Raw genomic sequence first — 25,696 nt, 5'->3', positions numbered from 1 at the left:
ATCCTCGTACGGGAAGGGCCTCCGCGTCACTACCGATCGGCACCATGGACCTGACCCGGAACGGCCTCGGCCGTCCGGGCCGGCGGCAGCAGCGGACCGCACTCCCACTGCTGGAATATCAGCCGCGTCTCCACGCGGGCCACTTCGCGCCGCGAGGTGAACTCGTCGAGGACCAGACGCTGAAGATCCGCGGTGTCGGTCACCGCCACGTGGACCAGGTAGTCGTCGGGGCCGGTCAGATGAAAGAGGGCGCGGGACTCGGGCAGCGTCCTGATCCGGTCGACGAACGGGCCGATGAGCTCCCGGCGGTGCGGCCGGACCTGCACGGAGAGGAACGCCTCCAGACCGCGGCCCAGTCTGGCCGGATCCAGCCGCAACTGGTGGCCGAGGATGACGCCCGTGCGGCGCAGCCGGGTGACCCGGTCCAGACAGGTCGAGGGGGCGACCCCGACCTCGGCGGCGAGCTCGCGGTACGTGGTCCGGGAATCGTTCTGCAACAGCCGCAGAATATGCAGATCCACCGTGTCAAGAGCGACGGAATCGGTCATTCGCCGAACGTAGCACGGGCTTCGATCCGTTTGTGCCGGTCGTTGTTCAGGGTGGGGTGCATGGACAACGAATCCTCCATGGTGCCCTCGGCGACACCCCCGTACCGGGCGCAGGCCACCGAAGCCGTGCACGCCGGACGCGACGACCTCGCGGCTCTCGGCCTGCACGCCCCGCCGATCGACCTGTCCACCACCTACCCCTCGTACGACTCCAGGGGTGAGGCGGAACGGATCGACTCCTTCGCCTCCACGGGTGCCCGGCTGGACGGCCCGCCCGTCTACGCACGGCTCGACAACCCGACCACCGCCCGTTTCGAGACGGCCCTGGCCCGGCTCGAAGGGACCGGGAGCGCCGTGGCGTTCGCCAGCGGGATGGCCGCGCTCACCGCCGTCCTGCTGGCCCGCGCGAGCATGGGACTGCGCCATGTGGTGGCCGTCCGCCCCCTCTACGGCTGCAGTGACCACCTCCTCGGTGCCGGGCTCCTCGGTACGGAGGTGACCTGGACGGATCCCGCGGGCATCGCCGAGGCCATCCGCCCCGACACCGGCCTGGTGATCGTCGAGACTCCCGCCAACCCGACCCTTGCCGAGGTGGACATCCGGGCGGTCGCCCACTCCTGCGGCTCGGTGCCGCTGCTGGTCGACAACACCTTCGCCACCCCGATCCTCCAGCGGCCCGTCGAGCACGGAGCCCGCATCGTGCTGCACAGCGCGACGAAGTACCTGGGCGGCCACGGGGACGTGATGGGCGGGGTCGTCGCCTGCGACGAGGAGTTCGCGGCACGGCTGCGCCAGGTGCGGTTCGCGACCGGCGGGGTCCTCCACCCGATGGCGGGGTACCTGCTGTTGCGCGGTCTCGCGACGCTTCCGGTACGCGTCCGGGCCGCGTCCGCCAACGCCGCGGAGCTCTCCCGCCGCCTCTCCGCCGACCCGCGGATCGCCCGCGTGCACTACCCGGAACTGGGCGGCGCGATGGTCTCCTTCGAGGTGTACGGAGACCCGCACCGGGTGATCGCCGCGGTGCGCCTGATCACGCCCGCGGTCAGTCTCGGCAGTGTGGACACCCTGATCCAGCACCCGGCCTCCATCAGCCACCGCATCGTGGATGAGGGAGACCGGCAGGCCTCGGGGGTCGGCGACCGGCTGCTGCGCATGTCGGTCGGTCTTGAGGACGTCGAGGACCTGTGGGCCGATCTGTGTCAGGCCCTGAGCGGCGAGGAGCCCGTGCGGCAGGTGGTCAGCGCTCGGCCTGCTCGTACGGCGGCAGGGAACGTACCGCAGTCGCGCCCAGTCGGGCGGTGATCACGAGCGTGCCCTCCTCGATCTGGTAGTCGAGCGGCAGCGAGAGCGCGCGCATCGCGGCGACCATCCCGGTGTTCGATGCCTGGGTGACGGCGTAGACGCTCTCGCAGCCCGCCTCGACGGCGAGCGCCACCAGCCGGCCGAGGAGCTCGGAGCCGATGCCGCGGCGCTGCCAGTCGTCCTCGACGAGCAGCGCGACCTCCGTCTCGTCGCCGTCCCAGAGGAGATGGCCGAGGGCCACCGTCCGGCCGGAGGCCGTCTGCATGGCGAGGGTCCGCCCGAAGCGGGGACTCAGCAGGTGCTCGAGATAGCGGTCGGCGTCACGGACCGGTCCGTGGTAGCGCAGCCGCAGGGTCCGTTCCGAGCACCGGTCGTGCATGGCCCTGGCCGCTTCGAGGTCGCCGCCGTCCGCCCGGCGCACGGTGATCGCGTTGCCCTCGGGCAGGGTCAATACCTGTTCGCTGCGCGGGACGCGGGGGCCGAGCCGGGCGTCGAGCTCGACCAGGGCGCGCGCCCTGGCGAACTCCGTCGGCGTGAAGGGCAGATAGGGGCGCTCGACGGTGATGACACCGCCCGACGGATCGCGCAGCCGCATCACCGTCTCCTCCAGTACGCCCTCCACGGGTGCGCTCTCGCCGGTGGCGCGTCCGGTGACCGACACGGCGGGCAGCGAGTGGATGGTGCACCGGCCGAGCAGCTGGCGCAGGGCCAGCGGAAGTTCGGCGGCGTCCAGGGCGGTGCGGGTGGCAAGGCCGAGCACCCGGGTCGGAGCGTCCACCAGGTCATGGGTGTCCGCGCGCTCGATCCACGTGGAGCGGCCACCGGCCTCGGAGATCGCCCGGGTCAGCTGAGCGGCGGGCAACGAGGCGGGGGCACGCAGCAGGAACTCGTCGACTGTGCCGTCCGCCAGCGGGTGGGTCTGCAGGGTCAGGATGTCGATCCGGTGGCGGGCCAGCACGGTGCAGAGCGCCGCCAGGCTGCCGGGAGCGTCCCGGACCGTGGTGCGCATCCGCCACAGGACCGTCTCGGCGTCGGCCGCGGAGTCGGGCGACGGGGCGCCGGCCGCCGTGACCGGCTGCGCGGCCGGGTCGTCGGCATCCGGCGGCGGCGGTGCGTGGCTGTGACGCCGTGCCCACCAGGTGTGGAACGCGGCGGTGGCGCTCAGCGCCACCGCCGAGGCGATGAGCAGGGACGGGCCGCCCGGCTGGTGTCCGATCAGGTTGGCGATCGCGTCGGCGACGGCGACGGCCGTGAACAGGGCGGCGAGTTCAATGAGGTCCCGCCGCCAGTGGTGGGGACGGCGGGCACTCTTCGCGGAGGTCACATCAGTCATGACCCCACTGTGACCGAGCGGTGTTGCCTGATCACGAACGCCTTGTGACCGATGGGTTAAGTGTGGATCTAGTCGGTTTTTGGCCGGTTGGCGCATTGCTTTCCAGTGAAATCAGGCGGCCCGGGGGCGGCGTGGGGGCGGCGTGGGGCCGAGCCCCTGGCGCGTTCACCGGAGGTAGGTGCCGCAGGCTCACTGCCCCACTCGCCCGGGCTGGAGAACCTTGCTGAACAGGACGGATCCGCCCTGCTCGCGCAGGCGCACCGTCAACTCGCCGCTGTCACCGTCGATGTCGACCTCACCGAACAGGGCCGGAGTCTCCATCGGCGACACGTTCGCCCGGCCGGGGGCCTGGACGAACACCCGGTCGGGTCCGAACGTGCCGTCGAGTGCGTTGGCAGGGAACTGGCCGGCCGCCAGGGGGCCCGTGACGAACTCCCAGAACGGCGCGAAATCCTTGAACGCCGCCTGCTCGGGAGCGTAGTGCTGGGCCGAGGTGTAGTGCACGTCCGCCGTCAGCCACACCGTGCCGGTGATCCTGCGGTGCTTGATGAACCGGAGCAGTTCCGCGATCTGCAGTTCGCGGCCGAGCGGAGCTCCGGGATCGCCCTGCGCGACGGCCTCGAAGTCCGTGGCGCCGTCGGCGACGACCAGACCGAGCGGCATATCGGCGGCGATCACCTTCCACACCGCCCGGGACTTCGACAGTTCGCGCTTGAGCCACTCCAGTTGCGCGGCGCCCAGGATTCCGGTGGTGTCGTCGGCCTGACGGCCGGGGGAGTTGGCGTTGCGGAAGGTCCTCATGTCCAGGACGAACAGGTCGAGCAGCGGACCGTGCCGCACCACCCGGTGGACCCGGTCCCCGCCGGGGGAGCCGTGCAGGGTCGACACCGGGAAGTACTCACGGAAGGCCTGCGTCGAGCGTGCCGCCAGCACATCCACGTTCTTCTCGGTGTACCGGACGTCGTCGAGGATCTGCCCCGGGTACCAGTTGTTGCGCACCTCGTGGTCGTCCCACTGGATCACCGAGGGCACCTGCGCGTTGAACTTCCTGAGGTTGTCGTCCAGCAGGTTGTAGCGGAAGTTGCCCCGGTACTCGGCGAGCGTCTCGGCGACCTTCGCCTTCTCCTCGGTGGTGACGTTGCGCCAGACACGCCCGTCCGGCAGAGCCACACGCGGCTCGATGACCCCGTCCGCGTAGATGTTGTCCCCGCTGCACAGGAAGAAGTCGGGGTCGAGGCGGCGCATCTCGTCGTAGACCCGGTAGCCCCCGATGTCGGGGTTGATGCCCCACCCCTGGCCCGCGATGTCGCCGGACCACAGGAAGCGCACCCCGTCCCGTCGGCGCGCGGGAGCGGTCCGGAAGGTGCCGTACACCGGTTGACCGGTGCGGCGGGGGTCGTCCGGGGCCGCGAGCGTCACCCGGTAGTGCACCTGCTCGCCGGGCGGCAGCCCGTACAGCGGCGTCGTCCCGGTGAAGTCGGTATCCGGACCCAGCAGCGGACCGTGCCGGACGCGGGCACGCCGGAAGGACTCCGTCGCCGATGTCTCCACCACCATCCGGGCCGGCCGGTCGGAGCGCACCCACACCAGGGCGGAGGACGACGTGACGTCCCCCACCTGCACACCCCAGGCCGCGTCCGGACGGCCGGAACGTGCGAAGGCCGGGGCCGTCGCACCCGCCACGGGGAGCGTGAGGGCGGCCGTGGCGACCAGCGAGCCGCGCAGCAAGGCGCGGCGGTTCGTGGACGGGACGCGGGGACGGTACGGCATCGGAGGGCCTCCGGCGGGTCGGGCGTACGGACTGCTGAGCGACCGCCCCACCCTCGCGTCCGACGGAGGCGGGTACACCAACGCCAGATGAATACCGGGCCCATGCACGCACTGAGGTTCGTTCAGCGGCCGCTGTCCGAGCAGGCGGCCAGCAGTTTCACGCCACGCTCGATGTCCGCCGGCGGCAGGTGTGCGTATCCGATCACCAGGCCCACGTATCCGTCGGTGGACCGTGCGTCGCCGCAGTCGCTCAGCAGCCGCAGGGCGATTCCGTTCTCCGCCGCGCGGCTCACGAACTCCGCCTCGGGCCCGTACCGTGCGGGCAGCCGGGCGATGACATGGAGTCCCGCCGCGATGCCGCTGACCTCGGTGCCCGGCAAGTGCTCGGCGAGCGCCGTGGTGAGGACGTCACGGCGCTCCCGGTAGGCGCGCTGGCAGCGGCGCAACTGCCGGTCGTAGCCTCCCCGGACGACGAATTCGGCCAGCACCGCCTGGTCGACAGCCGGATTGCCCAGGTCCATGGTCCGCTTGCGGTCGACGATCTCGTCCGTCATCGAGGCCGGCGCCAGCAGCCAGCCCAGCCGCAGGCCGGGCGCCAGGGACTTGCTCACCGAGCCGGTGTACGCGACATGCTCGGGGTCGAGGCCCTGGAGAGCGCCGACGGGGGTACGGTCGTAGCGGAAGTCGCCGTCGTAATCGTCCTCCATGATCACGCCGTTGGTCTCCCGGGCCCAGTCCAGAAGCCGGCTGCGGCGGGCGGCGGAGTACGCGATTCCGGTGGGGAACTGATGAGCCTGCGTGGTCACGACGGCGCGTACGCCGGAGCGTTCGAGCGGCCCGATCACCAGCCCTTCGTCGTCGAGCGGCAGCCGTGCCGTGGCCAGTCCGGCCGACGCGAAGAGGGCGGCGTGCTCGGGGCTCCCGGGATCCTCGACACCGACGGTGTCGAGACCGCGTCCGCGCAGGACGAAGCCGAGCAGGGTGGTGGCCTGGGCGACGCCCGAACACACCAGCAGCCGCTCCGGATCGGCCACGACACCGCGGCGCCTGGTCAGCAGCGCGGCCAGGGCGTCACGCAGCTCCGGCAGTCCGCGCGGATCCGGATAGCCCAGCGCGCTGTGCGGCAGCCGTCCGAGGACCGAACGGTGGGTGGCGAGCCAGGCACTGCGAGGGAAGAGAGAGAGGTCCGGCGTGCCCGGCCTGAAGTCGATGCGAGTGCCGGGGGCGCGCGGGGCGAGATCGCGCGCCCTGCCCTTCGCGGCCCGCACCGACCCGCTGACCCACGTCCCCGACCCGTGTCCGCTGCGCAGATAGCTCTCCGCGGTCAGCTGCTCGTAGGCTTCCGTGACCAGACCGCGGGAGACGCCCAGGTCGGCGGCGAGCGCACGGCTTGACGGCAGACGCGTGCCCGGCACCAGCCGGCCGGAGCGGACCGCTTCGCGCAGCGCGGACTGCAGGGCCCGGCCACGCCCGCGCGCGGGGGCCGACGCGGCCGGGAGCAGCAGCTCCCATGCTGCCGAGACGGATGCCTGGGCGCTGCCGATGGTGTCCGGCGCGGACTCCTCGGCGCTTCCGGCTGTGTCCGGCGGGGACGACTCCTCGGCGCTTCCGGCTGTGTCCGGCGAGGACGACTCCTCGGCGCTTCCGGCTGTGCCCGATGTCGAAGTGGTCCCCGAAGGCGTCATGAATGTGGACCTTAAACCGGGCCGCCCGGCTGCCTAGCGTCAATGCCATGAATGTGACCTATCTGCGGGGCGCGTCCCTCGCCGCCTTCGCCGCCGTCCTCGTCGGCGCCTCCTTCACCGCGAGCAGTGTCCTCGGCGACTATCCCTATGCCGGTGGTCAGGCGCTGCGTTACGGCCTCGCCGCCCTGCTGCTCCTGCCGCTCCTGAACAGGGCCGGCGAGCCCTCGCCGGCCGACGCGCTCCGGCGCCTCAACGGCAGGCAGTGGGGGAGGCTCGCGCTGCTGGCCGCCGTGGGCATGGTCGGGTTCAACCTGGCAGTCCTGGCCGCCGAACGGTCGGCGGAGCCGGCCGTGCCGGGCGTGTTCGTCGGATGCGCACCGATCCTGGTGGCAGTCCTCGTGCCGCTGGTGTCCCGGCGCAGGCCCACGCGTGCGATTCTCTGTGCCGCGGGGCTTGTCGCCATCGGCGCGTTCACCGTGCAGGGCTGGGGGCAGACCGACACGGCGGGCATCGTCTTCTCCGTCGGGGCGCTCGCCGGTGAGGTGGGCTTCGCCTTGATCGCCGTGCCGGTGCTGCGTCCGCTGGGACCCAAGCTGCTGTCCGCCACGGTCTGCGCGATCGCCGCGGTGGAGTCGACGGTTCTCGGCCTGCTGGTCGACGGCGCGGCATTCGTGCGTGTGCCCACGCCCGGCGAGGCGGCCGCGCTGGTCTGGCAGGCCGGTGTGGTCACCGTGGTCGGGTTCGTCTGCTGGTACCGAGGGCTGCAGCGCATCGGCGCGGAGCGCGCCACGCTGTTCCTCGGGCTGATCCCCGTCGCCGCCGCGCTCACCGCACCGCTCGTCGGCTCCGGCTCGTACGGCCTCGCGCAGGCGGCGGGCAGCTGCCTGGTGGGGGCCGGGGTGGCGATCGGCTCGGGCGTCCTGAACCGCCGGAGCCGTGATCGGGTGGTGGATTCAGCGGCTGGTATCGAGAATCACCCGCGCCACCAGAGCGGGGTCGTCGCTCATCGGGACATGGCCGCAGGCGTGAAGCCGGACCAGCCGGGCGCCGGGGAGGGTCTGCTTGGCCCGGATTCCCTGGCGTCGCAGGAGCAGCCGGTCGCGGCCGCCCCAGGCGATGGTCACCGGTAGCCCCGGCAGGTCGTCGGTGAACCGGACGTCCCGTCCGGCGGCCAGCGTCCGGTGGAACCCGGCCGCGTGCCGCAGCGCCACGGTTTCGGCCATGGCGGCGTCCGGGGAGCGCCGCCCGGGCCGGGCGTAGATGGTGCTGGTCAGGACGGTGCGACCGGTGGCGGTGCGCGATAGCCGCTCGATGAGGGGCAGCGGCATCGATTCCGCCGCGAGCCGCATGGCGCGGAGCGTACCGAAGGCGTACCGGCGCTCGGGATCCGTCCAGAAGCCCGCGGGCGAGAGCGCGGTCACCGAGCCTGCGAGCTTCCGGCGGCCCAGCTCCAGCGCCAGCAGCCCGCCGAGCGAGTTCCCCGCCACGTGGGGGCGTTCCACCCCGATCGCCTCGCAGAAGGTCCCGAGCAGCGGCGCCACGGTCGGCAGGTCGTATGCCAGAGCCTCGGGCAGTCCGGGGGAGACGCCGAAACCGGGGAGGTCCACCGCGATGACGTCCCGTTCCAGCGCCAGAACCGGGATCACCGGGTCCCAGGCCTGACGATGGTGGCCGATCCCGTGGAGCAGCAGCAGGGGCTCACCGGAACCCGACCGCTCGTACGCGACGGACACGGACCGCGGTCCTCGGGGTGACTCGACGGTGAACGAGACCGTGGTGGCCATGGAGGTGCTCCCGGGTGATGAGACACGAGGATTCCGCGCCTGCGAGCGGCTTAGACATTCCGTCAGCAACAATTACCGCCAGGTAGCTTGCAGTTCAAGGGTGCGGGGCAGAGGAACCGGACGCGCTGCGGCGCGTCGCGGGCGGCGACATCGACGCGTTGCCGCGCTGCTTGCCCCGGACGTGCGGCTCGTCGGGGACAGCGGCGGCAGGTCGAGACGCCGCTGCGGATCCCGGAGAGCCTCATGCTCTCCGGCGGAAAACCGGACTCCATGGTCCAGGTGGATGTCCGGGACGAAGTCACCCAATGCGTCCACATCGTTCGCAACCCCGACAAACTCCCCACGCCGGCTGGCGAGTAGTCGCCCGACGGACGAACGAACGTTGGCGAACGGGCGGCCGAACGGGCTGGCGAACGGGCGGAGCAAGGAGTCGCTGTTGTCGCAGACCACTTCCAGCCAGTCGGCTCACCGTGCCGGATCGCCCTGCCCTCAGCCCGCCGTCGCGCACGTCTTCCACGAACGTCCTGTGAACGTTTCGCGGCAAATAGCCGGTCCGTGCACCCGCGGCCCGAGGATTGGTCTTGACCAAGGGGGTGCGCCGTCCTATGGTCTCCACGTTAAGACAGGAACCTTTAATAAATAACGTGGCGGAAAAGCCGCTGGGCGATTGCGGAGGACAGGGTGGGGACCACGCAGCTGGAAACGGTGCAGGAGCCGAAGTACTGGCACCTCAAGACCGTGCTCAGTGAGGCACTCGACTCGGACTTCGCGGTGGGGGAGATCCTCCCCAACGAGCGCGAGCTCGCCGCCCGGTTCGGCGTCGCCCGGGCCACGCTCCGGCAGGCGCTGGAGCAGCTCGAACTCGAAGGCAGGCTGCAACGCCGCCGTGGAGTGGGCACCACGGTCGCCCCGCCGCGCGTGGGCGTCGCCGTCTCCACGGCTCAGCACGACTGGACCGGGGGCGGCGCGGGCGAGGCGTGGCAGTCGGTGGACTGCCGGACGGCAGCCGCGCCGGCCGTCGTGGCCGACATGCTGGACGTGGCGGGTGACGAGCCCGTCCACATCGTGCGCAGAATCCGCCTCACGCACGGCCAGGCGGTCGCGGCGGAACTGCTGTACGTACCGGAGACCTCCGTTCCGGACCTCTCGGCCATAGAGACCCCGTCCGGCCCCGCCAGGGCGCGCAGCGTCGTACGTGAACTGCACCGGCTCGGCCTCGACGGACAGGACCGTTCCGTCGAGCTCGGTTCGGCGCGCGCGGACGACGCCAAGGAGCTCGACCGGCTCCCCGGCGCCCCTGTCCTCGTCGTGACGACCCGCTACCTTGCGGCCGGCGGCACAGCGGCCGTCTCCGTCGCCACGTACCGGGCGGACACCTGCCGCCTCACCTTCGGCGACTCGGGCGACGTGGAGATCAGCCCCCAGGACAGGCCCCGCCAGGCATCCTGACCGGGTGCCGGGTGCCGGGTGCCGGGTGCCGGGTGCCGGATCCTCCGGTTGTCCGGATCCGTGGTTGTCCGGATTCCCGGATGACCGGGCGCCGGGGCGGGCACCGTATGGCCGTCGCCTTCAGCGTCGGGCCGTCACCGTTCCCTCCACGGCGAAGAGCTGTTCCTCGACGTGGTCGAGGGCCAGCCGCAGTGCACCTGTGGCCACGGCGGCCTCGCCGAGCAGCGACAGGGTCACCCTCGGGGGCCGCAGACAGTAGCGGGCCAGCTCATCGCGGAGTGGATCCAGGACTCCGTCCAGTCCGGCGGCCCAGCCGCCGATGACCACCAGCTCCGGATCGAGCGCGAGGACCAGCGCCGCCACGTCGTGCACCAGACGCTGGATGAACCGCTCGACAGCCGCCTGTGCCTGCTTGTCGCCGCGCCGTGCCTTGGCGAATACCGCGGCGACCGCATGTTCGTCGAGCGGGTCGAGGGGGGTGTCCGTCGTCGACAGGAGTCTCTCCGGCGTGGCACCACGACCGAGGAGGTGCAGGGCGCCGATCTCACCTGCCGCCCCGCCGAACCCGCGGTGCAGCCGCCCGCCGATCAGGGAACCCGCCCCCGGGCTCAGGCCCGCCAGTACGAACACGATGTCGTCGGACTCCGTGGCCGCACCCTTCCAGTGCTCCGCGACCGCCGCGGCGTTCGCATCGTTCTCCACGAGCACCGGGCAGCGGAACGAGCGTCTCAGGCGCTCGCCGAGTGCCAGCCCCGTCCAGTCCGGAAGGGCGGTTCCCAGCCGGACGGTGCCGTCGGCCTCCACGATGCCGGGGCTGCCCACGCCGACCGCCCGCAGACTGCTGCGGGCCACGCCCGTCCGCCGCAGGACGTCCGCGACCACGGTCCGCACCTTTTCGAGACGGTCGTCGGCGCAGGCGGTCTCCGACACCTCGCGCGAACCGGCGCCGATGATCCGGCCGTCCAGCCCCGACAGCAACGCCGAGACCCGGTGCGGGCCGATCTCGATGCCCAGGAGGTGCCCCGCCTCCGCCCGGAAGCGGAATCTGCGGGCCGGACGCCCCTGGCGTCGCGCCTCGGCGCCGTCCGGAGCTGATTCGACGACCAGTCCGGCTTCGAACAGTCCTTCCATGACGCCCTCGACCGTGGGCCGGGAAAGGCCCGTGATCCGGGTCAGGTCGGTAAGGGTCGGGAATTCTGCACCTCGCAGGGCATGCAGGACCACAGCGGAATTGATCCGACGCAGCAACGACGGGTCCCCACCGGTCAGCCGGCCCACGGTGTGTCCTCCCAGCTCGTGCGCATGTCAGGCGGATGGTACTCGTTGCCCAAGGGCGGGGCGACCGTGGGCGGCAAGGCCGCCGGGCAAGACCCGGTGTCAGCTGGGAGCGACGAATCCGGATTCGTAGGCGGCGATGACCGCCTGGGTGCGGTCGCGAGCGCCCAACTTCGCCAAAAGGGCGCTGACATGGGACTTCACCGTCTCGACGCCCACGACGAGACGGGTGGCGATCTCGGCATTGGACAGGCCCCTTGCCATCAGCCGCAGCACGGCCGCTTCGCGTTCGGTGAGGGAAGCCCGCTCCATGGCCTCCCGCGCCTTGCTCGTACCGTACTCCGCGGCCAGCTGCCGGACGGCGGCCGGGAACAAAAGGGACTCGCCCTCCGCCACCAGCCGTACCGCGTGCACGATCTCGGCCGGCCGGGCCCGCTTGAGGAGAAAGCCGTCAGCGCCGGCTCTCAACGCCTCGTAGACGTACTCGTCGTTCTCGAACGTCGTCACGACCAGGATCTTCGGCGGATCAGGGACCGTTCGCAGCACCACCCGAGTCGCCTCGATGCCGTCCATCAGCGGCATACGGACATCCATCGCCACCACGTCGGGACGCAGCTGACGCACCAACGGGATCACTGCGGCGCCGTCACCGGCTTCACCCACGACCTCGATGTCGGGCTGGGCTTCCAGGACCGCGCGCAGTCCTGCGCGGACCAGAGGTTCGTCGCCGACGAGAAGAACGGTAACCGGCATCCGGCCAGGGTATGCGGCACCCGAGGCAGGGTATGCGGCTTCCGGTCAGGTATGCGGCCTCCACCAGGTAGAGGGCCGCCGGTCAAGGTATGTGGTGCAGAGGAAGACTCGCGTGCACCATCCATTCCCCCTTGTACGGTCCCGTCTTGGCGCTGCCGCCCAGCAGGGCGGCTCTCTCCCTGATTCCCCTCAGCCCGTTTCCGCCCCCGGTGGTGTCGGTCGAAGTCGCGAGCGGATTCGTCACTTGGAGTTCAAGCCGGCCGCCGGCGACGGTGATGCGGACACGGACCGCAACCGATTCGGAATGACGCAGGACATTCGTGAGCGCCTCCTGCAGGATGCGGTAGCCCTCGCGGGACACCGGCGCCGGCACCTGCTCCAACGGACCGGACACATCAGCATCGACCTTCGCCCCGGAACCGCGCGCGGAGTCCAGCAGGCGATCCGCCTCGCTCAACGACGGCCGCTGCCCGGACGGAGTGCCCGACTCACGCAGCACCCTCAGTACCCGTTCCAGGTCGTCCAGCGCATCGCGGCCCGTCTCCTCGATCGCCACCAGCGCCCGCTCGGTGAACTCCGGGTCGTGCGCCGCCCGGGCCGCTCCCGCCTGAACGACGGCAACCGTGAGGGCATGCCCGATCGAATCGTGCAGCTCGCGCGCGATCCGATTACGCTCGAGCAACTGCTCCGTGCGCTCCTCCAGCGCGGTCATCCGCTGTTTCGGGGTCGGTCCGAGCAGCCATCGGGCGGCAGCGGTGATCAGCTCTCCGCAGCTCACGACGACGGCGAGCAGCATCACCAAGGGAACCGGCGCGAGGAGCGCAGCCCACCAGTGCGTGCCCAGCCCGGCGGCGAACCATTCGGCGCTCGGTTCGGAACCAACCGCTGAGCGGATGAGGTCGACCGCCGTGGCCGAAAGCCACACCGTCGCCATCCCCGCCAGCGCGGCGCATACCAGCCGTATCTCCAGCCAGAGCGAGGTCCGCCACCGCTCGGACCACGAAGTGGAGGGAGCGGCCGAGATGGTCGCCTCCGGGTCGCCGCGCTGCTCGGGCGTGAGCAGCAGCTGTGCCTGGACCCCCTCGGCAAGGCGCATGCCGGGAATCAGCCCGATCAGAGCCGCGAGGACGACCGGCACCCACGGTGTGTCCGTCGAGATGAACAGCCAGACACTCACCGCGGCGCCGGGCAGAAGGAGATGCAGCCACCGGGTGTAGGTGACCGGTGAGGTCAATGGGCGGCGGAGGAAGCTGAACATGCTGCCATCGTGCCAGCGAACTCGGTGCGGCGGCTCCCCCGAGCGAGGGAGATGATCCCCACCAGCGGGGGAGGACCACCGCCCGGTACGGCGGCCAGGCTGAGGACATGACCAGCATCGACGTCAACGAGCTCACCAAGGACTACGGCGCGACTCGCGCCGTGGACCGTCTCACGTTCAGCGTGCGGCCCGGCCGGGTCACCGGCTTCCTCGGGCCGAACGGGGCGGGAAAGTCCACCACCATGCGGCTGGTCCTCGGTCTGGACCGGCCCACCGGCGGCACCGCCACGATCGGTGGGCGCGCCTACGCGGCGCTGGATGATCCGCTTCGCCGTGTCGGGGTGCTGCTCGATGCGCAGGCCGCCCACGGCTCACGCACGGCGCGCGATCACCTGCTCGCGCTGGCCACGAGCAACGGTATGAGCGGGACACGAGTTGAGGAAGTCCTCGATGAGGCCGGACTCGCTCACGTCGGGGGCCGGCGGATCAAGTCATTCTCCCTCGGAATGCGCCAGCGCCTCGGCATAGCGGCGGCGCTGCTCGGTGACCCGGAGGTGGTCATGCTCGACGAGCCGTCGAACGGGCTGGATCCGGAAGGCATCATCTGGATCCGGGAGTTGATGAAGCGGCTGGCACGGCAGGGCCGCACGGTCCTGGTTTCCAGCCATCTGATGAACGAGACGTCGTCCTTCGCCGACCACTTGATCGTCCTCGGGCGGGGCCGTCTGCTGGCCGACGTCCCGATGCAGGAGTTCCTCGATTCCCGGAGCCGGCTCCGGGTGCGCGTGCGGGTACACGCGTCAGATGCGGCTCGGCTCGAAGCGGCCCTGAGCCGCAACGGATACCGGCCCGATCAGAGCCAGGACGGGGGCTGGACCGTCGAAGGGGCGAGAGCTCACGAGATCGGCGCGCTCGCCGCGACGGCGGGCATCCCGGTTCTTCAGCTCATGGACGAGCAGACCACGCTGGAACAGGCGTACCTGGATCTCACCGCGGGGGCTGCGGAGTTCGAGTCCGCCGTTCTTGCCCCCACCACCCGACAGGAGGCCTGACCATGTCACCCACTGCAGTCCTGCACTCCGAGTGGATCAAGATCAGATCGGTGCGTTCCGTCGCCGGCTCTCTGACAGCGGTCTTCCTCGCCACCATGGGCGTCACCGTCCTCAGCTTTGCCACCGTAGGCCGGGCCGAGGCGGAGAACGCGGATGCGGATCTCGTCTTCGGAGCCTTCTACGCACTGAACTTCGGGCAGATCGCGGCCATAAGTTTCGGAGCCACAGCGATCTCGTCCGAGTACGTCAACGGTGCGCTGCGTATGTCGCTGGCTGCGGTTCCGCGCCGCACTCTCTTCTACGCAGTCAAGATGTCGCTCCTCGGGGGGACTGCCCTGGCCGTAGGACTGGTCACCAGCTTCAGCTCGTTTCTGGTCGGCCAGCGGTTCATGGGGGAGTACGCCATCGGGCTGGGAGAACCCGGCGCGCTGAGGGCCGCTGTCGGCGGCGGCATATATCTCGCCCTGATGACTCTCCTCGCCGCCGGTCTGACTGTCCTGTTGCGCAGTGCGATTGCAGTCCTCAGCCTGCTCATCCCCTTCATCCTGATCGTCTCGTTCGTCGTGGGTGACGTCGCCGGCGGTGCGGCTGACTACCTTCCGGACCGCGCAGGGCAGTTGGTACTGCACCAGCATCCGGAGAGCAGCGTCGGGCCGTGGACGGGTCTGGCCGTCACCGCCGCGTGGGCCGGGGCGGCGTTGCTGGCCGGATGGTGGGCACTGCGACGCCGGGATGCCTAGGGCCTTTCGGGCCGGTGCCGTCCGAAGGTCCTGCGGCTGGAGAGCGCATGGGCTGAGGACAGCGGTGATCGAAGGTGGCTGAAAGCATCTCAAAATGCAGGCCGACCCTGCCGTTGTCAGTGCCGGACGGTTTACTGACGGCATGACCACCGCACATCACCTCCGCCTCATCGACGGGATGCGCACGCGAGAGTTTCCCGCGGATCGTGTCCGATCGGGTTCGGGAGTCAGCGGGCCCGGCTACCACACGGTGTCCTTGCACGCCGACGACGATCATTGGGACGACGACGAGGCGGGGCGGCTGGAGCACCGTGCGCAGTGTCTCGCGGAGCACGAGGCACTGGTCACCGTATTGGGTGCACGCTGGGGCGATCCACAGCTGATCAGCCTGTGGAGTGCTCAGGAGCGAATGATGTCCGGCGAGGAGATACCCGACCCGTGGGCGGAGGCCGTTGCGGGGTGCGAATATCTCCGGCTCTGGCACATGGAGACCCGGTGGATTGCCCTGGCCCTGTATCTGGAGGAGGAGGGACCCGGGTGCGAGCTCAGCGTGGTGGTGACCGAGATCGATCCTCCGTGACCTGTGTGGCGGGGCGACCGTGACCTCGGTCGTGGGGCGACGGGGGCACCGGGCAGCGGCAGCGGCAGCGTCACGGGATTGCGGCGTCCGAGTCGACGGCTGACCGGAGGCGTCCGTACTCGTCGGCCATGGAGCTCACGGTCCAGTGGGCGTTCAGACCACTGGGGTTGGGCAGCGCCCAGACACGGGCCCCGCCGATCTGCCGGTCCTGCGGCCCGATGCGGGCCTGCCGCTCTCCGAATGCCGTCCGGTAGGCCGTGATCCCGACGACGGCCAGCCATCGCGGCCGCAACTGCTCGACCTTCGAGGTGAGGAGCCGTCCCCCGGCGCGGAACTCCTCCGCGGACAGTTCGTCGGCGCGGGCCGTGGCTCTGGCGACCACATTGGTGATGCCCAGTCCATAGCCGAGCAGTTCGGACTGCTCACTCGGCTTGAGGAGGCGCGGAGTGAACCCAGACCGGTGGAGCACCGGCCAGAAACGATTACCGGGAAAGGCGAAGTGGTGGCCCGTGGCACCTGTCATCAAGCTCGGGTTGATTCCGCAGAACAGTACGCGCAGGCCGCCCGCGGCCACATCGGGAACAATGCGGTCACGGGCGGCCAGGAGCTCTTCGGGTGTCATCGGCGGGTGCCCCGGTGCGTCAGAGGATCGAGCCCGGCGTGTATCCCGCAGCTTCCGGGTGCTGCTTGGTGATCTCCTCGATCCGGTTGACGAGCGCGGTGACCTGGTCGCCCGCCGCGCCTGTGAAGGAGAGCTTGTCGGCCATGAGCTCATCCAGCTGCGCACGGTCGAGCGGGATACGTTCGTCCGCCGCCAGCTTGTCCAGCAGCTCATTGCGCTCCGTGCCCTGCTCCCGCATGGCGAGAGCGGACGCGACCGCGTTCTCCTTGATGGCCTCGTGGGCGACCTCGCGGCCGACACCGGCGCGCACCGCGCCCATCAGCACCTTGGTCGTGGCGAGGAAGGGCAGGTAGCGGTCCAGCTCCCGGGCGACGACCGCAGGGAACGCCCCGAATTCGTCGAGCACCGTCAGGAAGGTCTCCACCAGACCGTCGAACGCGAAGAACGCGTCCGGCAGCGCCACCCGACGGACCACGGAGCAGGACACATCGCCCTCGTTCCACTGGTCGCCCGCCAGCTCACCGGTCATCGACGCGTAACCCCGGAGGATGACCATCAGGCCGTTGACGCGCTCGCAGGAGCGGGTGTTCATCTTGTGCGGCATGGCCGACGAGCCGACCTGGCCCGGCTTGAAGCCCTCGGTCACCAGCTCGTGGCCGGCCATCAGCCGGATCGTCTTCGCGACCGAGGAAGGCGCCGCGGCGAGCTGTACGAGGGCGGTCACCACGTCGTAGTCGAGCGAGCGCGGGTAGACCTGGCCGACCGAGGTGAAGGCCTGCGCGAAGCCGAGGTGACCGGCGATGCGCTGTTCCAGTTCGGCGAGCTTCGCGGCGTCTCCGCCCAGCAGGTCCAGCATGTCCTGTGCCGTGCCGACGGGGCCCTTGATCCCGCGGAGCGGGTAGCGGCCCAGCAGGTCCTCCAGCCGTCCGTAGGCCACCAGCAGCTCGTCCGCCGCCGTTGCGAAGCGCTTGCCGAGCGTCGTGGCCTGCGCGGCGACATTGTGGGAACGGCCGGCGACGACCAGTTCGCGGTACTCACCGGCGAGCCTTCCGAGCCGGGCCAGGACCGCAACCGTGCGGTCGCGCATCAGCTCCAGCGACAGCCGGATCTGGAGCTGCTCGACATTCTCCGTCAGGTCGCGGGAAGTCATTCCCTTGTGGACCTGCTCATGGCCGGCGAGGGCGTTGAACTCCTCGATGCGGGCCTTGACGTCGTGCCGGGTCACCTTCTCGCGCTCGGCGATCGATGCCAGGTCGACCTGGTCGAGGACACGCTCGTAATCGGCGAGGGCCGCGTCGGGTACCTCGATCCCGAGGTCCTTCTGGGCGCGCAGCACCGCCAGCCACAGCTGACGTTCCAGCTTCACCTTCTGCTCGGGGGACCAGAGGACAGCCAGCTCCGTAGAGGCGTAGCGGCCGGCCAGGACATTGGGGATGCGAGGCTTCGCAGACACAGCAGTCACGTGTGCAGATTCTACTGGCGGTTTATGCAGGTCGACGCCGCCCCCGGTTTGTGCGTTGCTACGAGCCCGAGCGAGCGCGCAGGCTCGGACGCAGGAGACCGCGGCCGGCTACTCCCCCGCGTCCACGCGTTGCCACGTGGCGACGGGGCCCGGGGCATCGGTGTCCGCTGGGGTGACCCAGTAGGCCCGCCCCAGCTCGGAGCTGAAGTGCGCCCCGGAACGGCCGTCACCCGAGGAGCGCCCGGTCAGACGCCGTCCTATCCAGGGGAGCAGGTGACGGCGGGCGAAGAGCACGTCGTCGACGCGCCGCGCTGCCCAGCGCGGCGGGGCTTCGCTGGGCAGGGGTGTCTGCCAGTCGTTCTCCGGCGGCAGACCCAGCGTCTGCCAGAGGGCCTCCGCAACCCTGCGATGGCCCTCGGCGGTCAGATGCAGCCGGTCGACGTCCCACATCCTGGGGTCGCCGAGCGCCGGCGCACCGTAGAGGTCGGCGACCTCCGCACCGTGCCGTGCGGCGAGGTCGTCGATGAGGGAGAAGAGCTCCTCCATCCGTGGTCGGAAGCGCTCCATCACCGGTCCGTTGCGACCGGGACTGCGCATCAGGACCAGCTTCTTGCACGAGGGGGCGAGACGCTCCACGGCCTCCTCCAGGCGGCCGCGGACCATGCCCATGTCGCACTTGGGCCGCAGAGTGTCGTTGAGCCCGCCCACCAGCGTCACCACGTCCGCCTGCAGGGCGGCGGCCACGTCCACCTGTTCGTCCACGATCTGGCCGATGAGCTTGCCGCGTACGGCGAGATTGGCGTACCGGAACCCGGGGGCGCGGGTGGCCAGCCGGGTGGCGAGGACATCGGCCCAGCCCCGGTAGGAACCGTCGGGCAGCAGGTCCGACATGCCCTCGGTGAACGAATCGCCTACCGCGACGAGACTGGTGTATTCGGCATTTATTTCCATGGCTCTGCGATCGTATCGCGGCGCGGGCAGACCCTCCCCGGATGCGGCGGCAGGCCCCGGACAGCCCGGGCCGGGGACGGTCCCGCACCCTCAGGAAGGGTGCGGAACCGTGGTGCAAGGTCAGCGCGACCGGGGCCGGCCCACCAACTCGCGGAGCACGTCCTCCATCGTCACCATGCCGGCCAGCCGGTTGTCCTCGTCCAGCACGGCGGCCAGATGCGTGCGGCTGCGCCGGAGCGCGGTCAGCACGTCGTCGAGCGGTGTCGCCGCCCGTACCCGCGCGATGGGGCGCATCGCTGTCACCGGGAAGGGCATGTCGCGGGGCGCCACGTCCAGGGCGTCCTTGACATGGAGGTACCCCAGGATCCGCTGTTCGCTGTCCATGACCGGGAACCGCGAGAATCCCGTCTCGGACGAGAGCCGTTCCAGTTCCTCAGGTGTCGTCCCGACCCTCGCGTACATCACCCGGTCCACCGGAAGCACCACATCGCGGACCGGCCTGCGCCCCAGTTCCAGTGCGTGGTGCAGCCGCTCGGCCGCTCGGTCGTCGACCAGCCCGGCGTCGCCCGCGTCCTTGACGAGCCGGGCCAGCTCGTCGTCCGAGAAGGTGGCCGACACCTCGTCCTTCGTCTCCACCCTGAGCAGCTTCAGCAGCGCGTTGGCGAAGGCGTTGATCGCGAAGATCACCGGACGCAGCGCCCGGGCCAGGGTCACCAGCGGCGGCCCGAGCAGGAGCGCGGTCTTCACGGGCTCGGCCAGCGCGATGTTCTTCGGCACCATTTCGCCGAGCAGCATGTGGAGGTAGGTCGCGACCGACAGTGCGATCACGAACGAGATCGGATGGACCAGTCCGTGCGGCACCCCGACAGCGTCGAAGACGGGCTCCAGCAGGTGCGCGATGGCGGGTTCGGCGACGATGCCCAGGACCAGCGTGCACAGGGTGATGCCCAGCTGTGCCGCCGCGAGCAGCGCCGAGACGTGTTCGAGGCCCCAGATGACGCTGCGCGCCCGCCGGTTCCCGTCCTCCGCCTGCGGTTCGATCTGGCTGCGCCGTACCGAGATGAGAGCGAACTCCGCACCGACGAAAAAGGCGTTCACGACCAGGGTCAGCAGGCCGATGAAGAGCTGTACGGCGGTCATCGCTCGTCCTCCGACGGCTCGTCGGAACCGGGCAGCGGCGCGTGCAGCAGAGCCCGTGCGGCGCGCCGGCCGGCGGCGTCCACCACGTCCAGGCGCCAGCCGGCCAACTCGATCGAGTCACCCACGGCCGGGATCCGGCCCACCTCCGTGGCGATCAGACCGGCGAGGGTCTCGTACGGTCCGTCCGGCACTCTCAGTCCGATCCTCTCCAGCTGGTCGGTGCGGGCCGCGCCGTCGGCCGACCACAGCCGGCGTCCGTCCGCGTCCTCACCGGCCGGGGCGAGATCAGGCGTCTCGTGGGGGTCGTGCTCGTCCCGCACCTCGCCGACCACCTCCTCGACGATGTCCTCCAGCGTCACGACGCCCGCCGTGCCGCCGTACTCGTCGATGACGACCGCCATGGCGAGCTTGCCGGAGAGGCGGTCCAGGAGCCGGTCCACGGTCAGCGTCTCCGGCACGAGCAGCGGCTCGCGCAGCATGTCCGAGACCCGCTTGCGGGGCCGCCGCTCGGCAGGGATGGCCAGTACGTCCTTGATGTGGACGACACCGACAACGGTGTCGAGGCTGCCCCGGTACACGGGGAACCGGGACAGTCCGGTGGCCCTCGTGGCGTTGGCGACATCCTCCGCTGTCGCCTGTGCCTCCAGCGCGGTGACCTGCACCCGCGGCGTCATCACGTTCTCAGCGGTCAGCTCCGCCAGTTTGAGGGTGCGCACGAACAGCTCGGCCGTGTCGGCCTCGAGAGCGCCCGCCTTGGCGGAATGCCGGGCCAGCGCCACCAGCTCCTGCGGGCTGCGGGCGGAGGCCAGTTCTTCGGCCGGTTCGAGCCCGAAGCGGCGCACCATGCGGTTGGCCGTGTTGTTGAGATGGCTGATGAAGGGCCGGAAGACAGCGGTGAAGGCCCGCTGCGGGGTGGCCACCGCCTTCGCCATGGCGAGCGGCGAGGAGATGGCCCAGTTCTTCGGGACGAGCTCGCCGACCACCATGAGGAACACGGTGGACAGGGCGGTGCCGATGACGAGCGCCACGGACGACGAGACGCCGGGCGACAGGCCGACGGCCTCGACCGGGCCACGGATCAGTTTCGCGATGGACGGTTCGGAGAGCATGCCGACGACCAGGTTGGTGACGGTGATGCCCAGTTGGGCCCCGGAGAGCTGGAAGGTGAGGCTGCGTACCGCCTTCATGGCGCTCGCGGCGCCGCGCTCCTCCCGTTCCACAGCCCGTTCGAGCTGGCCGCGCTCGACCGTGGTCAGGGAGAACTCCGCCGCGACGAAGGCGCCGCAGGCGACGGAGAGCAGTACGGCCACGAGCAGCAGAAGCACTTCGGTCATCGGTTCACCTCCGTCCCATGATCGGGCAGGGGCGGGAGGATCGCGCGATCTCGGCGATATCGGCTACTGGGAGGCTCGCCCATGGGCGGACGCTCACACCTTTCGGAAGGATCGACAGAGGAGCACCCATAGTAAAGGACCGGCAAAGTGGAGTGGTGGGGCCGGGACCGCGCATGGCGGTCCCGGGCGCCGGGACAGGGGTGCCGGGCTCCCGGACAGTGTTTCCGAATCCGGCCGCTCCCACCCCGCCCGGCCCTCAGAGCGGCTTCACCCACCGCCGCCAGTGGTCCTCCCGGTGGTAGCCGGCCGCGGCCCATGCCTGGTGTGCGCGTGCGTTGGCCTCCAGCACCATGGCGTCGGCCCGGCGGCCGCCGAGCGCGGTGAACCGGGCGTCCACCGCTTCCAGCAACGCCGTGGCGATGCCCTGCCGGCGGAATCCGGGATGCACGGCCAGGCGGTAGACATGGCAGCGCCATCCGTCGAAGCCGGCGATGACCGTTCCCACGAGCAGGCCATCCCGCTCCGCGAGGAGCAGGGCTTCCGGATCCCGGACGATCAGCCGCGACACTCCGTCGCGGTCGTCGCTGATGCTCGTGCCCTCTGCGGCCTCGGGCCAGAACCGCAGGATGTCGTCGATGTCGCCGGGGCCGGCGCAGCGAATGTGAAGGTCACTCATGGGGCAACCCAAGCAGAACACCGATCCGACGGGCGAACAGATTTCGGATCCACACGGAGGTGCGCGGACGCGCCCCCAGTCGCCCGCCTCGACCCCAGCCGCACGCCCCCAGCCGTGAAGCCGTGCACCCCCGCCGCACCCCTCAGCGCAGGTGCACCGGCAGGGACTCGATGCCGTAGACGATCGACAGCTTCCGGAAGCTGAGCTCCTGACGCGGGACGGCGAGCCGCATGCCGGGAAACCGCCTGGCCAGCGCCGGGTAGGCCACGCGCAGCTCCATGCGTGCGAGCTCGGCCCCGATGCAGCGGTGGATGCCGTGGCCGAAGGCCAGATGACCCGAGGCGGTCGCGCGGTGCGGATCGAAGCCGCCGTCGTCCGTGACGTACGACGGATCGCGGTTGGCGCCGCTCAGGGAGCAGAGGACCATGTCACCGCGCGGAATGACCACCCCGGCTATCTCGATGTCCTCACGGGCGAACCTGGGGAAGGCCATCTGGACCGCCGAGAGGTACCTCAGCACCTCCTCGACGAACGGCGCGGTCATCGAGTCGTCCGCACGCAGCCGGTCGAGGACGTCCTCGTTCTGCAACAGGACCAGCGAGCCCAGCGCGATCGTGCTGGCCGTCGTTTCGAATCCGCCGGTGAGTACTCCGTCGGCGAGCCCCGCGAGCTCCTCGTCGTCGACGCTGTCTCCGTGCTCCCGCACGATCATGCCGAGCAGCCCGTCCCCGGGCTTTTGGCGCTGTGCCCTGACCACGTCCCGGAAGTAGTCCAGCGACGCGGACATGGCGCCGAAGGGCGCGGTCGTCCCGCCGAAGAGGTCGAAGCGGTCCATGGCCAGTTGCTGGAAGTCGTGCCGGTCCTCGTACGGCACGCCCAGCAGTTCGCAGATGGTGAGCGAGGGGACGGGCAGCGCGAACTCGTGCACCAGGTCGACCGGCCCGCGGGCGCCGCCCATCGCGTCCAGGCGTTCCTCGACGATGGACTCGATGCGGGGGGCCAGACGTCGCAGGCGGCGCATGGTGAATTCCGGCGTCAGGATGCGCCGCAGCCGCGTGTGCACCGGCGGATCGCTGAACCCGAGCCCGCCGGGGCTCTGCTCGGCCGCGATCCCGGCGTTGCCGGCGAGGTGGGCGAAGTCCGTACTGAACCCCTCGGCGGAACCGAGCACGGCCTTCGACTCCTCGTACCCGGTGACCACCCAGGCGTCCATGCCGAACGGCAGCGACACCCTGGACACCGGGGCGCTCGCCCGGGTCGTGGCCACGCGGCTCACGGGATCGAGACCGTCGCGGCGCAGGAGCATGAGCAGTTCCTCCGGCAGCAGTTTGATCGTGGAGGAGCCGATTCCGTGCCGTTGGATCCTGGCCAGGTAGGTGCGCCCGAGCCGGGCGGTGATACGGGAACGGAACGTCGTACTCAATGTGCACTCCATGAGTCGTCGCGAGATCTGGTCGGTTGGCAGGCATTCGCCGCCAGGACGTGGCCGACTGCGCTGACTTCGGCTGCCTGACCAGGAATTATGACCACTTGTTCGGAGAAGGGGGCGGCCGGGTGCGGTATCTGTCGCTCATCCTTCGACGGTACGGGTGCCGGCGGTGGCGTGCCCGGGCCGGCAGACGGCGGTGATATGCCAGGTGGCAGCGGTGCGCGGGGGTGCACCGGGGCCGGCGGCGACCAGGCGGACCGGTTCCGGCAGGTCGCCCTGGTGCGGCCGGTCCTGTTCCCCTTGCCGGTGCTAGCGATCCCGCGCTAGCGTGAGGGGGTGCCCAAGACGCAGCTGAACGTTCGAGTGGACGAGTCAACCGCCGAGGCCGCGCGGCAGCGCGCGCTCCAGAGGGGGATGAGCGTGAACCGCTACATAGAGGAACTCGTCAAACAGGACGCGGGCGAGGTCGGCCACACCTTCGTCGAGGCCGCCGCCGACTTCATGAAGCAGTACGAGACGGTGTTCGCCGAGGAGTTCGGCCCGGAGCGCGAAGGCACCCGTTGAACCTCCGGATCCACCTTTCCTGGCTGCTCATGGTCGCCGAGCACAAGACACCCGGTGACCCTCAGGTCACCGACTGGGGCGCGCTGGTCGCCGCGGTCGCACGGCACGAGGCCGAGATCTTCGGCAGCCCGGTCTACAGCGACCCGCACTCCAGAGCGGCGGCTCTGCTGCAACTGCTGCTGCACGTGCCGGCGCTGGAACGCTCCAACGCGATGTTCGCCTCGGCCGTCGCCTACAGCTACCTCGTCGCCTCGGGGCTGAAGGTGATCACCTCTCCCGAACAGGTCCGCGACCTGGCCCTGCTGGTCAAGGAGGGCAAGGCGGACGTCCGCGCCATCGCCGACGAACTGCGCCAGTGGAGCCTGTGACACCGGCAGGGCCGGGCCCGCGCGATGACCCGGTGCGGGTGCACCGGTACCGGTGATCGCGGGTCCGCGCCCGAGCCCCGCGGGCCGGTCACCGCAGCCCCCGCGGCCCCCGGTCCACCAAGGCCGGCCGTCGAGCCGTACCAAGGACGCACGAGGACGTGGGGAGGGTGATCCCGCCCTCCGGCATCCTGACCTTCCGGTACGCCTCCACCACGAACCCGGCCGCCTCGATGGCGGCGAGCGCATCGCGCGAGGTGCGGCAGCCGCCGGCCACCAGCGGCCAGAAGGTCCGGTCCATGGCGCGCTGGGTCGCTGCCATGGCCCGGCCGTCGGCCCGCACATGTTCGAAGAAGCGCAGCTCGCCACCCGGCCGCAGGACGCGCCGGATCTCCGCGAGCGACTGCTGGACATCACGTACGGTGCACAGCACGAGCGAGACGACGGCTCCGTCGAACGCCTCGCTCTTCACCGGCAGCGCCTCCGCCGTACCCGGCACGACGTCCACCGGGATACCGGCGCGCAGCCCGGAGCGCACCGCCAACTGCCGCAACGCGCGCTCGGGTTCGATCGCCACCACCTCGGACACCGCGGGCGGGTAATGAGCGAAGTTCAGCCCGTTGCCCGCCCCGATCTCGATGACCCGGCCCGACAGTCCCGACAGCAGCTCGGCCCGCACCCCGGCCATGCCCGCCGCGGACTCCGCCGCCACGCTCATGCGGGCGTAGAAACGGGCGAAGACGGGATGATGCACCGCGTCCTGCTGGATCTTCGTGCTTCGCAACCACATGACGGACCTCCTCGACGGGCGCCCGCCCGCCGGGCGGGGGCGAGGGCGTACGCCTCGCGGACCCGCTCGGCCGGAAGGGCTGAAAGGTTCGGCTATCTCGATTCTGCCCCCTCCGCCGCACCCCGTCCTGTGTCCTGCACCGTTCAGCCCGCCGGCCGGCTCCCGCCCAGCCGCTCGGCCAGCCAACCCCCGGCCCGGGCGCGGAAGTCCGCAGGATCGAGAGCACCCGCGCCCGCCGGGACCACACCCAGCAGCGGGGCGCCCGCCGCCACCGGAAGGTCCGCCAGATTGCAGCGCTCCGCCAGGTCCGGCTCGGCGGGCATGCTCCCGACCACCACCCCGAGGCAGTCCAGCCCGCGGGCACCGAGCGCCTCCGAGGTCAGCGCCGTGGAGTTGAGCGTGCCGAGCCCCGCAGGCGCCACCACCAGGACCGGCGCGGCCAGCAGCCGGGCCGCGTCCGCCAGGGTCGCGCCGTCGTCGTCGAACCGTACGAGCAGGCCGCCCGCGCCCTCGACGAGGACCAGATCATGCTCGGTCGCCAGCTTCTCGGCGGCCTCGGCGATCTCGTAGGGGCGGACAGGTGTCATTCCGGCCCGCCGGGCGGCGGTCGCGGGCGCCAACGGTTCGGGGAACCGGGCCAGTTCCACCGCCGTCACATGGCGGCCCGCCAGCCGCACCACCTCGACGGCGTCGCCCGGCTCACCCGGCTCCAACCCCGTCTGGGCCGGCTTGAGCACCGCCACCCGACGGCCCGCGGCGGCCGCCGCGACGGCCGCGGTCACGATCGTCTTGCCGATCTCCGTGCCCGTCCCGGTCACGACCAGAATGCTCATC

Annotated in this window: 24 protein-coding genes and 1 pseudogene; 8 read left to right on the top strand and 17 right to left on the bottom strand. The window is 70.7% G+C overall.

The genetic code is table 11. The features are described 5' to 3' along the window. Window positions 1-29: 29 nt before the first annotated feature. A complete protein-coding gene (locus ABTX18_RS31200) occupies window positions 30-548 on the bottom strand; it encodes an Lrp/AsnC family transcriptional regulator (protein WP_352126149.1) in 519 nt (172 codons plus the stop codon). 60 nt (window positions 549-608) lie between these two features. On the opposite strand from ABTX18_RS31200, the gene ABTX18_RS31195 reads away from it, so the two are divergent. Beyond that, entirely contained in the window at window positions 609-1,850 is a 1,242-nt protein-coding gene (locus ABTX18_RS31195) for a trans-sulfuration enzyme family protein (protein WP_352126148.1), read from the top strand. On the opposite strand, the gene ABTX18_RS31190 is transcribed toward ABTX18_RS31195, so the two are convergent. From ABTX18_RS31190 to pdxR, 3 genes are all read right to left on the bottom strand, one after another. Beyond that, the gene (locus tag ABTX18_RS31190) at window positions 1,786-3,183 is read right to left on the bottom strand and encodes a GNAT family N-acetyltransferase (RefSeq protein ID WP_352126147.1); all 1,398 of its coding nucleotides are present in this window, start codon (window positions 3,181-3,183) and stop codon (window positions 1,786-1,788) included. The two genes, ABTX18_RS31195 and ABTX18_RS31190, sit on opposite strands and share 65 nt — an antisense overlap. A gap of 189 nt (window positions 3,184-3,372) precedes the next feature. Beyond that, window positions 3,373-4,953, bottom strand: coding sequence for an alkaline phosphatase D family protein (locus ABTX18_RS31185; RefSeq protein WP_352126146.1), 1,581 nt, complete (start codon window positions 4,951-4,953; stop codon window positions 3,373-3,375). Window positions 4,954-5,075: 122 nt separating this feature from the next. Then, window positions 5,076-6,458, bottom strand: a complete 1,383-nt coding sequence (pdxR, locus tag ABTX18_RS31180; protein WP_352126250.1) for a MocR-like pyridoxine biosynthesis transcription factor PdxR — start codon at window positions 6,456-6,458, stop codon at window positions 5,076-5,078. 182 nt (window positions 6,459-6,640) lie between these two features. Here pdxR and ABTX18_RS35910 point away from each other — a divergent pair. Next, window positions 6,641-7,102 (top strand): annotated as a pseudogene (locus tag ABTX18_RS35910) (EamA family transporter); the annotation flags it as partial. A 489-nt stretch (window positions 7,103-7,591) separates the two neighbouring features. Here the strand turns inward: ABTX18_RS35910 and ABTX18_RS31170 are convergent. Then, window positions 7,592-8,422: an alpha/beta fold hydrolase gene (locus tag ABTX18_RS31170; RefSeq protein ID WP_352126145.1), complete on the bottom strand. Its 831-nt coding sequence runs from the start codon at window positions 8,420-8,422 to the stop codon at window positions 7,592-7,594. Between the two features lie 681 nt (window positions 8,423-9,103). On the opposite strand from ABTX18_RS31170, the gene ABTX18_RS31160 reads away from it, so the two are divergent. Further along, a complete protein-coding gene (locus ABTX18_RS31160; protein WP_352126144.1) occupies window positions 9,104-9,871 on the top strand; it encodes a GntR family transcriptional regulator in 768 nt (255 codons plus the stop codon). A 120-nt stretch (window positions 9,872-9,991) separates the two neighbouring features. Here the strand turns inward: ABTX18_RS31160 and ABTX18_RS31155 are convergent, their stop codons facing one another. The 3 genes from ABTX18_RS31155 to ABTX18_RS31145 all read right to left on the bottom strand — a co-directional run bounded on the left by ABTX18_RS31155 (window position 9,992) and on the right by ABTX18_RS31145 (window position 13,157). After that, window positions 9,992-11,149, bottom strand: a complete 1,158-nt coding sequence (locus ABTX18_RS31155; RefSeq protein WP_352126143.1) for an ROK family protein — start codon at window positions 11,147-11,149, stop codon at window positions 9,992-9,994. Between the two features lie 99 nt (window positions 11,150-11,248). Next, window positions 11,249-11,899 carry a response regulator transcription factor gene (locus tag ABTX18_RS31150; RefSeq protein ID WP_352126142.1) on the bottom strand — a complete coding sequence of 217 codons (651 nt, stop codon included), beginning with the start codon at window positions 11,897-11,899 and terminating at the stop codon, window positions 11,249-11,251. An 82-nt stretch (window positions 11,900-11,981) separates the two neighbouring features. Continuing rightward, a complete protein-coding gene (locus ABTX18_RS31145) occupies window positions 11,982-13,157 on the bottom strand; it encodes a sensor histidine kinase (protein WP_352126141.1) in 1,176 nt (391 codons plus the stop codon). Between the two features lie 107 nt (window positions 13,158-13,264). Here ABTX18_RS31145 and ABTX18_RS31140 point away from each other — a divergent pair, with 107 nt between their 5' ends. From ABTX18_RS31140 to ABTX18_RS31130, 3 genes are all read left to right on the top strand, one after another. After that, window positions 13,265-14,209 carry an ABC transporter ATP-binding protein gene (locus tag ABTX18_RS31140; RefSeq protein WP_352126140.1) on the top strand — a complete coding sequence of 315 codons (945 nt, stop codon included), beginning with the start codon at window positions 13,265-13,267 and terminating at the stop codon, window positions 14,207-14,209. A gap of 2 nt (window positions 14,210-14,211) precedes the next feature. Continuing rightward, window positions 14,212-14,949 (top strand): ABC transporter permease, encoded by a 738-nt coding sequence (locus ABTX18_RS31135; protein WP_352126139.1) that lies wholly within the window; start codon window positions 14,212-14,214, stop codon window positions 14,947-14,949. A 142-nt stretch (window positions 14,950-15,091) separates the two neighbouring features. Further along, on the top strand, window positions 15,092-15,529 hold the full coding sequence (locus ABTX18_RS31130; RefSeq protein ID WP_352126249.1) for a hypothetical protein: 438 nt from the start codon (window positions 15,092-15,094) through the stop codon (window positions 15,527-15,529). Between the two features lie 70 nt (window positions 15,530-15,599). On the opposite strand, the gene mug is transcribed toward ABTX18_RS31130, so the two are convergent. The 7 genes from mug to ABTX18_RS31095 form a co-directional block, all read right to left on the bottom strand. After that, a complete protein-coding gene (gene mug / locus ABTX18_RS31125; RefSeq protein ID WP_352126138.1) occupies window positions 15,600-16,151 on the bottom strand; it encodes a G/U mismatch-specific DNA glycosylase in 552 nt (183 codons plus the stop codon). Window positions 16,152-16,170: 19 nt separating this feature from the next. Beyond that, window positions 16,171-17,613 (bottom strand): adenylosuccinate lyase, encoded by a 1,443-nt coding sequence (gene purB, locus ABTX18_RS31120; protein WP_352126137.1) that lies wholly within the window; start codon window positions 17,611-17,613, stop codon window positions 16,171-16,173. A gap of 108 nt (window positions 17,614-17,721) precedes the next feature. Continuing rightward, on the bottom strand, window positions 17,722-18,564 hold the full coding sequence (locus ABTX18_RS31115) for an SGNH/GDSL hydrolase family protein (RefSeq protein WP_352126136.1): 843 nt from the start codon (window positions 18,562-18,564) through the stop codon (window positions 17,722-17,724). Window positions 18,565-18,684: 120 nt separating this feature from the next. After that, a complete protein-coding gene (locus ABTX18_RS31110; protein ID WP_352126135.1) occupies window positions 18,685-19,704 on the bottom strand; it encodes a hemolysin family protein in 1,020 nt (339 codons plus the stop codon). After that, the gene (locus tag ABTX18_RS31105) at window positions 19,701-21,038 is read right to left on the bottom strand and encodes a hemolysin family protein (RefSeq protein WP_352126134.1); all 1,338 of its coding nucleotides are present in this window, start codon (window positions 21,036-21,038) and stop codon (window positions 19,701-19,703) included. The genes ABTX18_RS31110 and ABTX18_RS31105 overlap by 4 nt, the downstream gene beginning before the upstream one ends. A 256-nt stretch (window positions 21,039-21,294) precedes the next feature. After that, window positions 21,295-21,714 carry a GNAT family N-acetyltransferase gene (locus tag ABTX18_RS31100; protein WP_352126133.1) on the bottom strand — a complete coding sequence of 140 codons (420 nt, stop codon included), beginning with the start codon at window positions 21,712-21,714 and terminating at the stop codon, window positions 21,295-21,297. A gap of 142 nt (window positions 21,715-21,856) precedes the next feature. Continuing rightward, complete coding sequence (locus ABTX18_RS31095; RefSeq protein WP_352126132.1) at window positions 21,857-23,137, bottom strand: cytochrome P450; 1,281 nt, start codon at window positions 23,135-23,137, stop codon at window positions 21,857-21,859. Between the two features lie 342 nt (window positions 23,138-23,479). Between ABTX18_RS31095 and ABTX18_RS31090 the strand changes: the two genes are divergently transcribed. Both ABTX18_RS31090 and ABTX18_RS31085 read left to right on the top strand, forming a co-directional pair. Continuing rightward, window positions 23,480-23,707 (top strand): antitoxin, encoded by a 228-nt coding sequence (locus tag ABTX18_RS31090; RefSeq protein WP_352126131.1) that lies wholly within the window; start codon window positions 23,480-23,482, stop codon window positions 23,705-23,707. Continuing rightward, the gene (locus ABTX18_RS31085) at window positions 23,704-24,075 is read left to right on the top strand and encodes a fic family toxin-antitoxin system, toxin component (protein ID WP_352126130.1); all 372 of its coding nucleotides are present in this window, start codon (window positions 23,704-23,706) and stop codon (window positions 24,073-24,075) included. The genes ABTX18_RS31090 and ABTX18_RS31085 overlap by 4 nt, the downstream gene beginning before the upstream one ends. Window positions 24,076-24,163: 88 nt before the next feature. Here ABTX18_RS31085 and ABTX18_RS31080 read toward each other — a convergent pair whose 3' ends face one another. After that, window positions 24,164-24,862, bottom strand: a complete 699-nt coding sequence (locus ABTX18_RS31080; RefSeq protein WP_352126129.1) for a class I SAM-dependent methyltransferase — start codon at window positions 24,860-24,862, stop codon at window positions 24,164-24,166. 143 nt (window positions 24,863-25,005) lie between these two features. Beyond that, window positions 25,006-25,695 (bottom strand): dethiobiotin synthase, encoded by a 690-nt coding sequence (gene bioD, locus ABTX18_RS31075; RefSeq protein ID WP_352126128.1) that lies wholly within the window; start codon window positions 25,693-25,695, stop codon window positions 25,006-25,008. Window position 25,696: the final 1 nt, after the last annotated feature.

It is taken from the genome of Streptomyces sp. NPDC096323, from assembly GCF_040302845.1.
In the GTDB taxonomy this organism is placed as follows: domain Bacteria; phylum Actinomycetota; class Actinomycetes; order Streptomycetales; family Streptomycetaceae; genus Streptomyces.
This window is presented reverse-complemented; position numbering and strand designations above follow the sequence as displayed.

Bases quoted from the DNA above. Each gene is read 5' to 3' on its own strand.
- ABTX18_RS31170 (WP_352126145.1), bottom strand. From the start codon at position 8,422: ATGGCCACCACGGTCTCGTTCACCGTCGAGTCACCCCGAGGACCGCGG.
- ABTX18_RS31100 (WP_352126133.1), bottom strand. From the start codon at position 21,714: ATGAGTGACCTTCACATTCGCTGCGCCGGCCCCGGCGACATCGACGAC.
- ABTX18_RS31110 (WP_352126135.1), bottom strand. From the start codon at position 19,704: ATGACCGCCGTACAGCTCTTCATCGGCCTGCTGACCCTGGTCGTGAAC.
- ABTX18_RS31200 (WP_352126149.1), bottom strand. From the start codon at position 548: ATGACCGATTCCGTCGCTCTTGACACGGTGGATCTGCATATTCTGCGG.
- ABTX18_RS31080 (WP_352126129.1), bottom strand. From the start codon at position 24,862: ATGTGGTTGCGAAGCACGAAGATCCAGCAGGACGCGGTGCATCATCCC.
- ABTX18_RS31115 (WP_352126136.1), bottom strand. From the start codon at position 18,564: ATGGAAATAAATGCCGAATACACCAGTCTCGTCGCGGTAGGCGATTCG.
- ABTX18_RS31105 (WP_352126134.1), bottom strand. From the start codon at position 21,038: ATGACCGAAGTGCTTCTGCTGCTCGTGGCCGTACTGCTCTCCGTCGCC.
- ABTX18_RS31135 (WP_352126139.1), top strand. From the start codon at position 14,212: ATGTCACCCACTGCAGTCCTGCACTCCGAGTGGATCAAGATCAGATCG.
- bioD (WP_352126128.1), bottom strand. From the start codon at position 25,695: ATGAGCATTCTGGTCGTGACCGGGACGGGCACGGAGATCGGCAAGACG.
- mug (WP_352126138.1), bottom strand. From the start codon at position 16,151: ATGACACCCGAAGAGCTCCTGGCCGCCCGTGACCGCATTGTTCCCGAT.
- ABTX18_RS31190 (WP_352126147.1), bottom strand. From the start codon at position 3,183: ATGACTGATGTGACCTCCGCGAAGAGTGCCCGCCGTCCCCACCACTGG.
- ABTX18_RS31145 (WP_352126141.1), bottom strand. From the start codon at position 13,157: ATGTTCAGCTTCCTCCGCCGCCCATTGACCTCACCGGTCACCTACACC.
- ABTX18_RS31150 (WP_352126142.1), bottom strand. From the start codon at position 11,899: ATGCCGGTTACCGTTCTTCTCGTCGGCGACGAACCTCTGGTCCGCGCA.
- ABTX18_RS31185 (WP_352126146.1), bottom strand. From the start codon at position 4,953: ATGCCGTACCGTCCCCGCGTCCCGTCCACGAACCGCCGCGCCTTGCTG.
- ABTX18_RS31195 (WP_352126148.1), top strand. From the start codon at position 609: ATGGACAACGAATCCTCCATGGTGCCCTCGGCGACACCCCCGTACCGG.
- ABTX18_RS31130 (WP_352126249.1), top strand. From the start codon at position 15,092: ATGACCACCGCACATCACCTCCGCCTCATCGACGGGATGCGCACGCGA.
- ABTX18_RS31140 (WP_352126140.1), top strand. From the start codon at position 13,265: ATGACCAGCATCGACGTCAACGAGCTCACCAAGGACTACGGCGCGACT.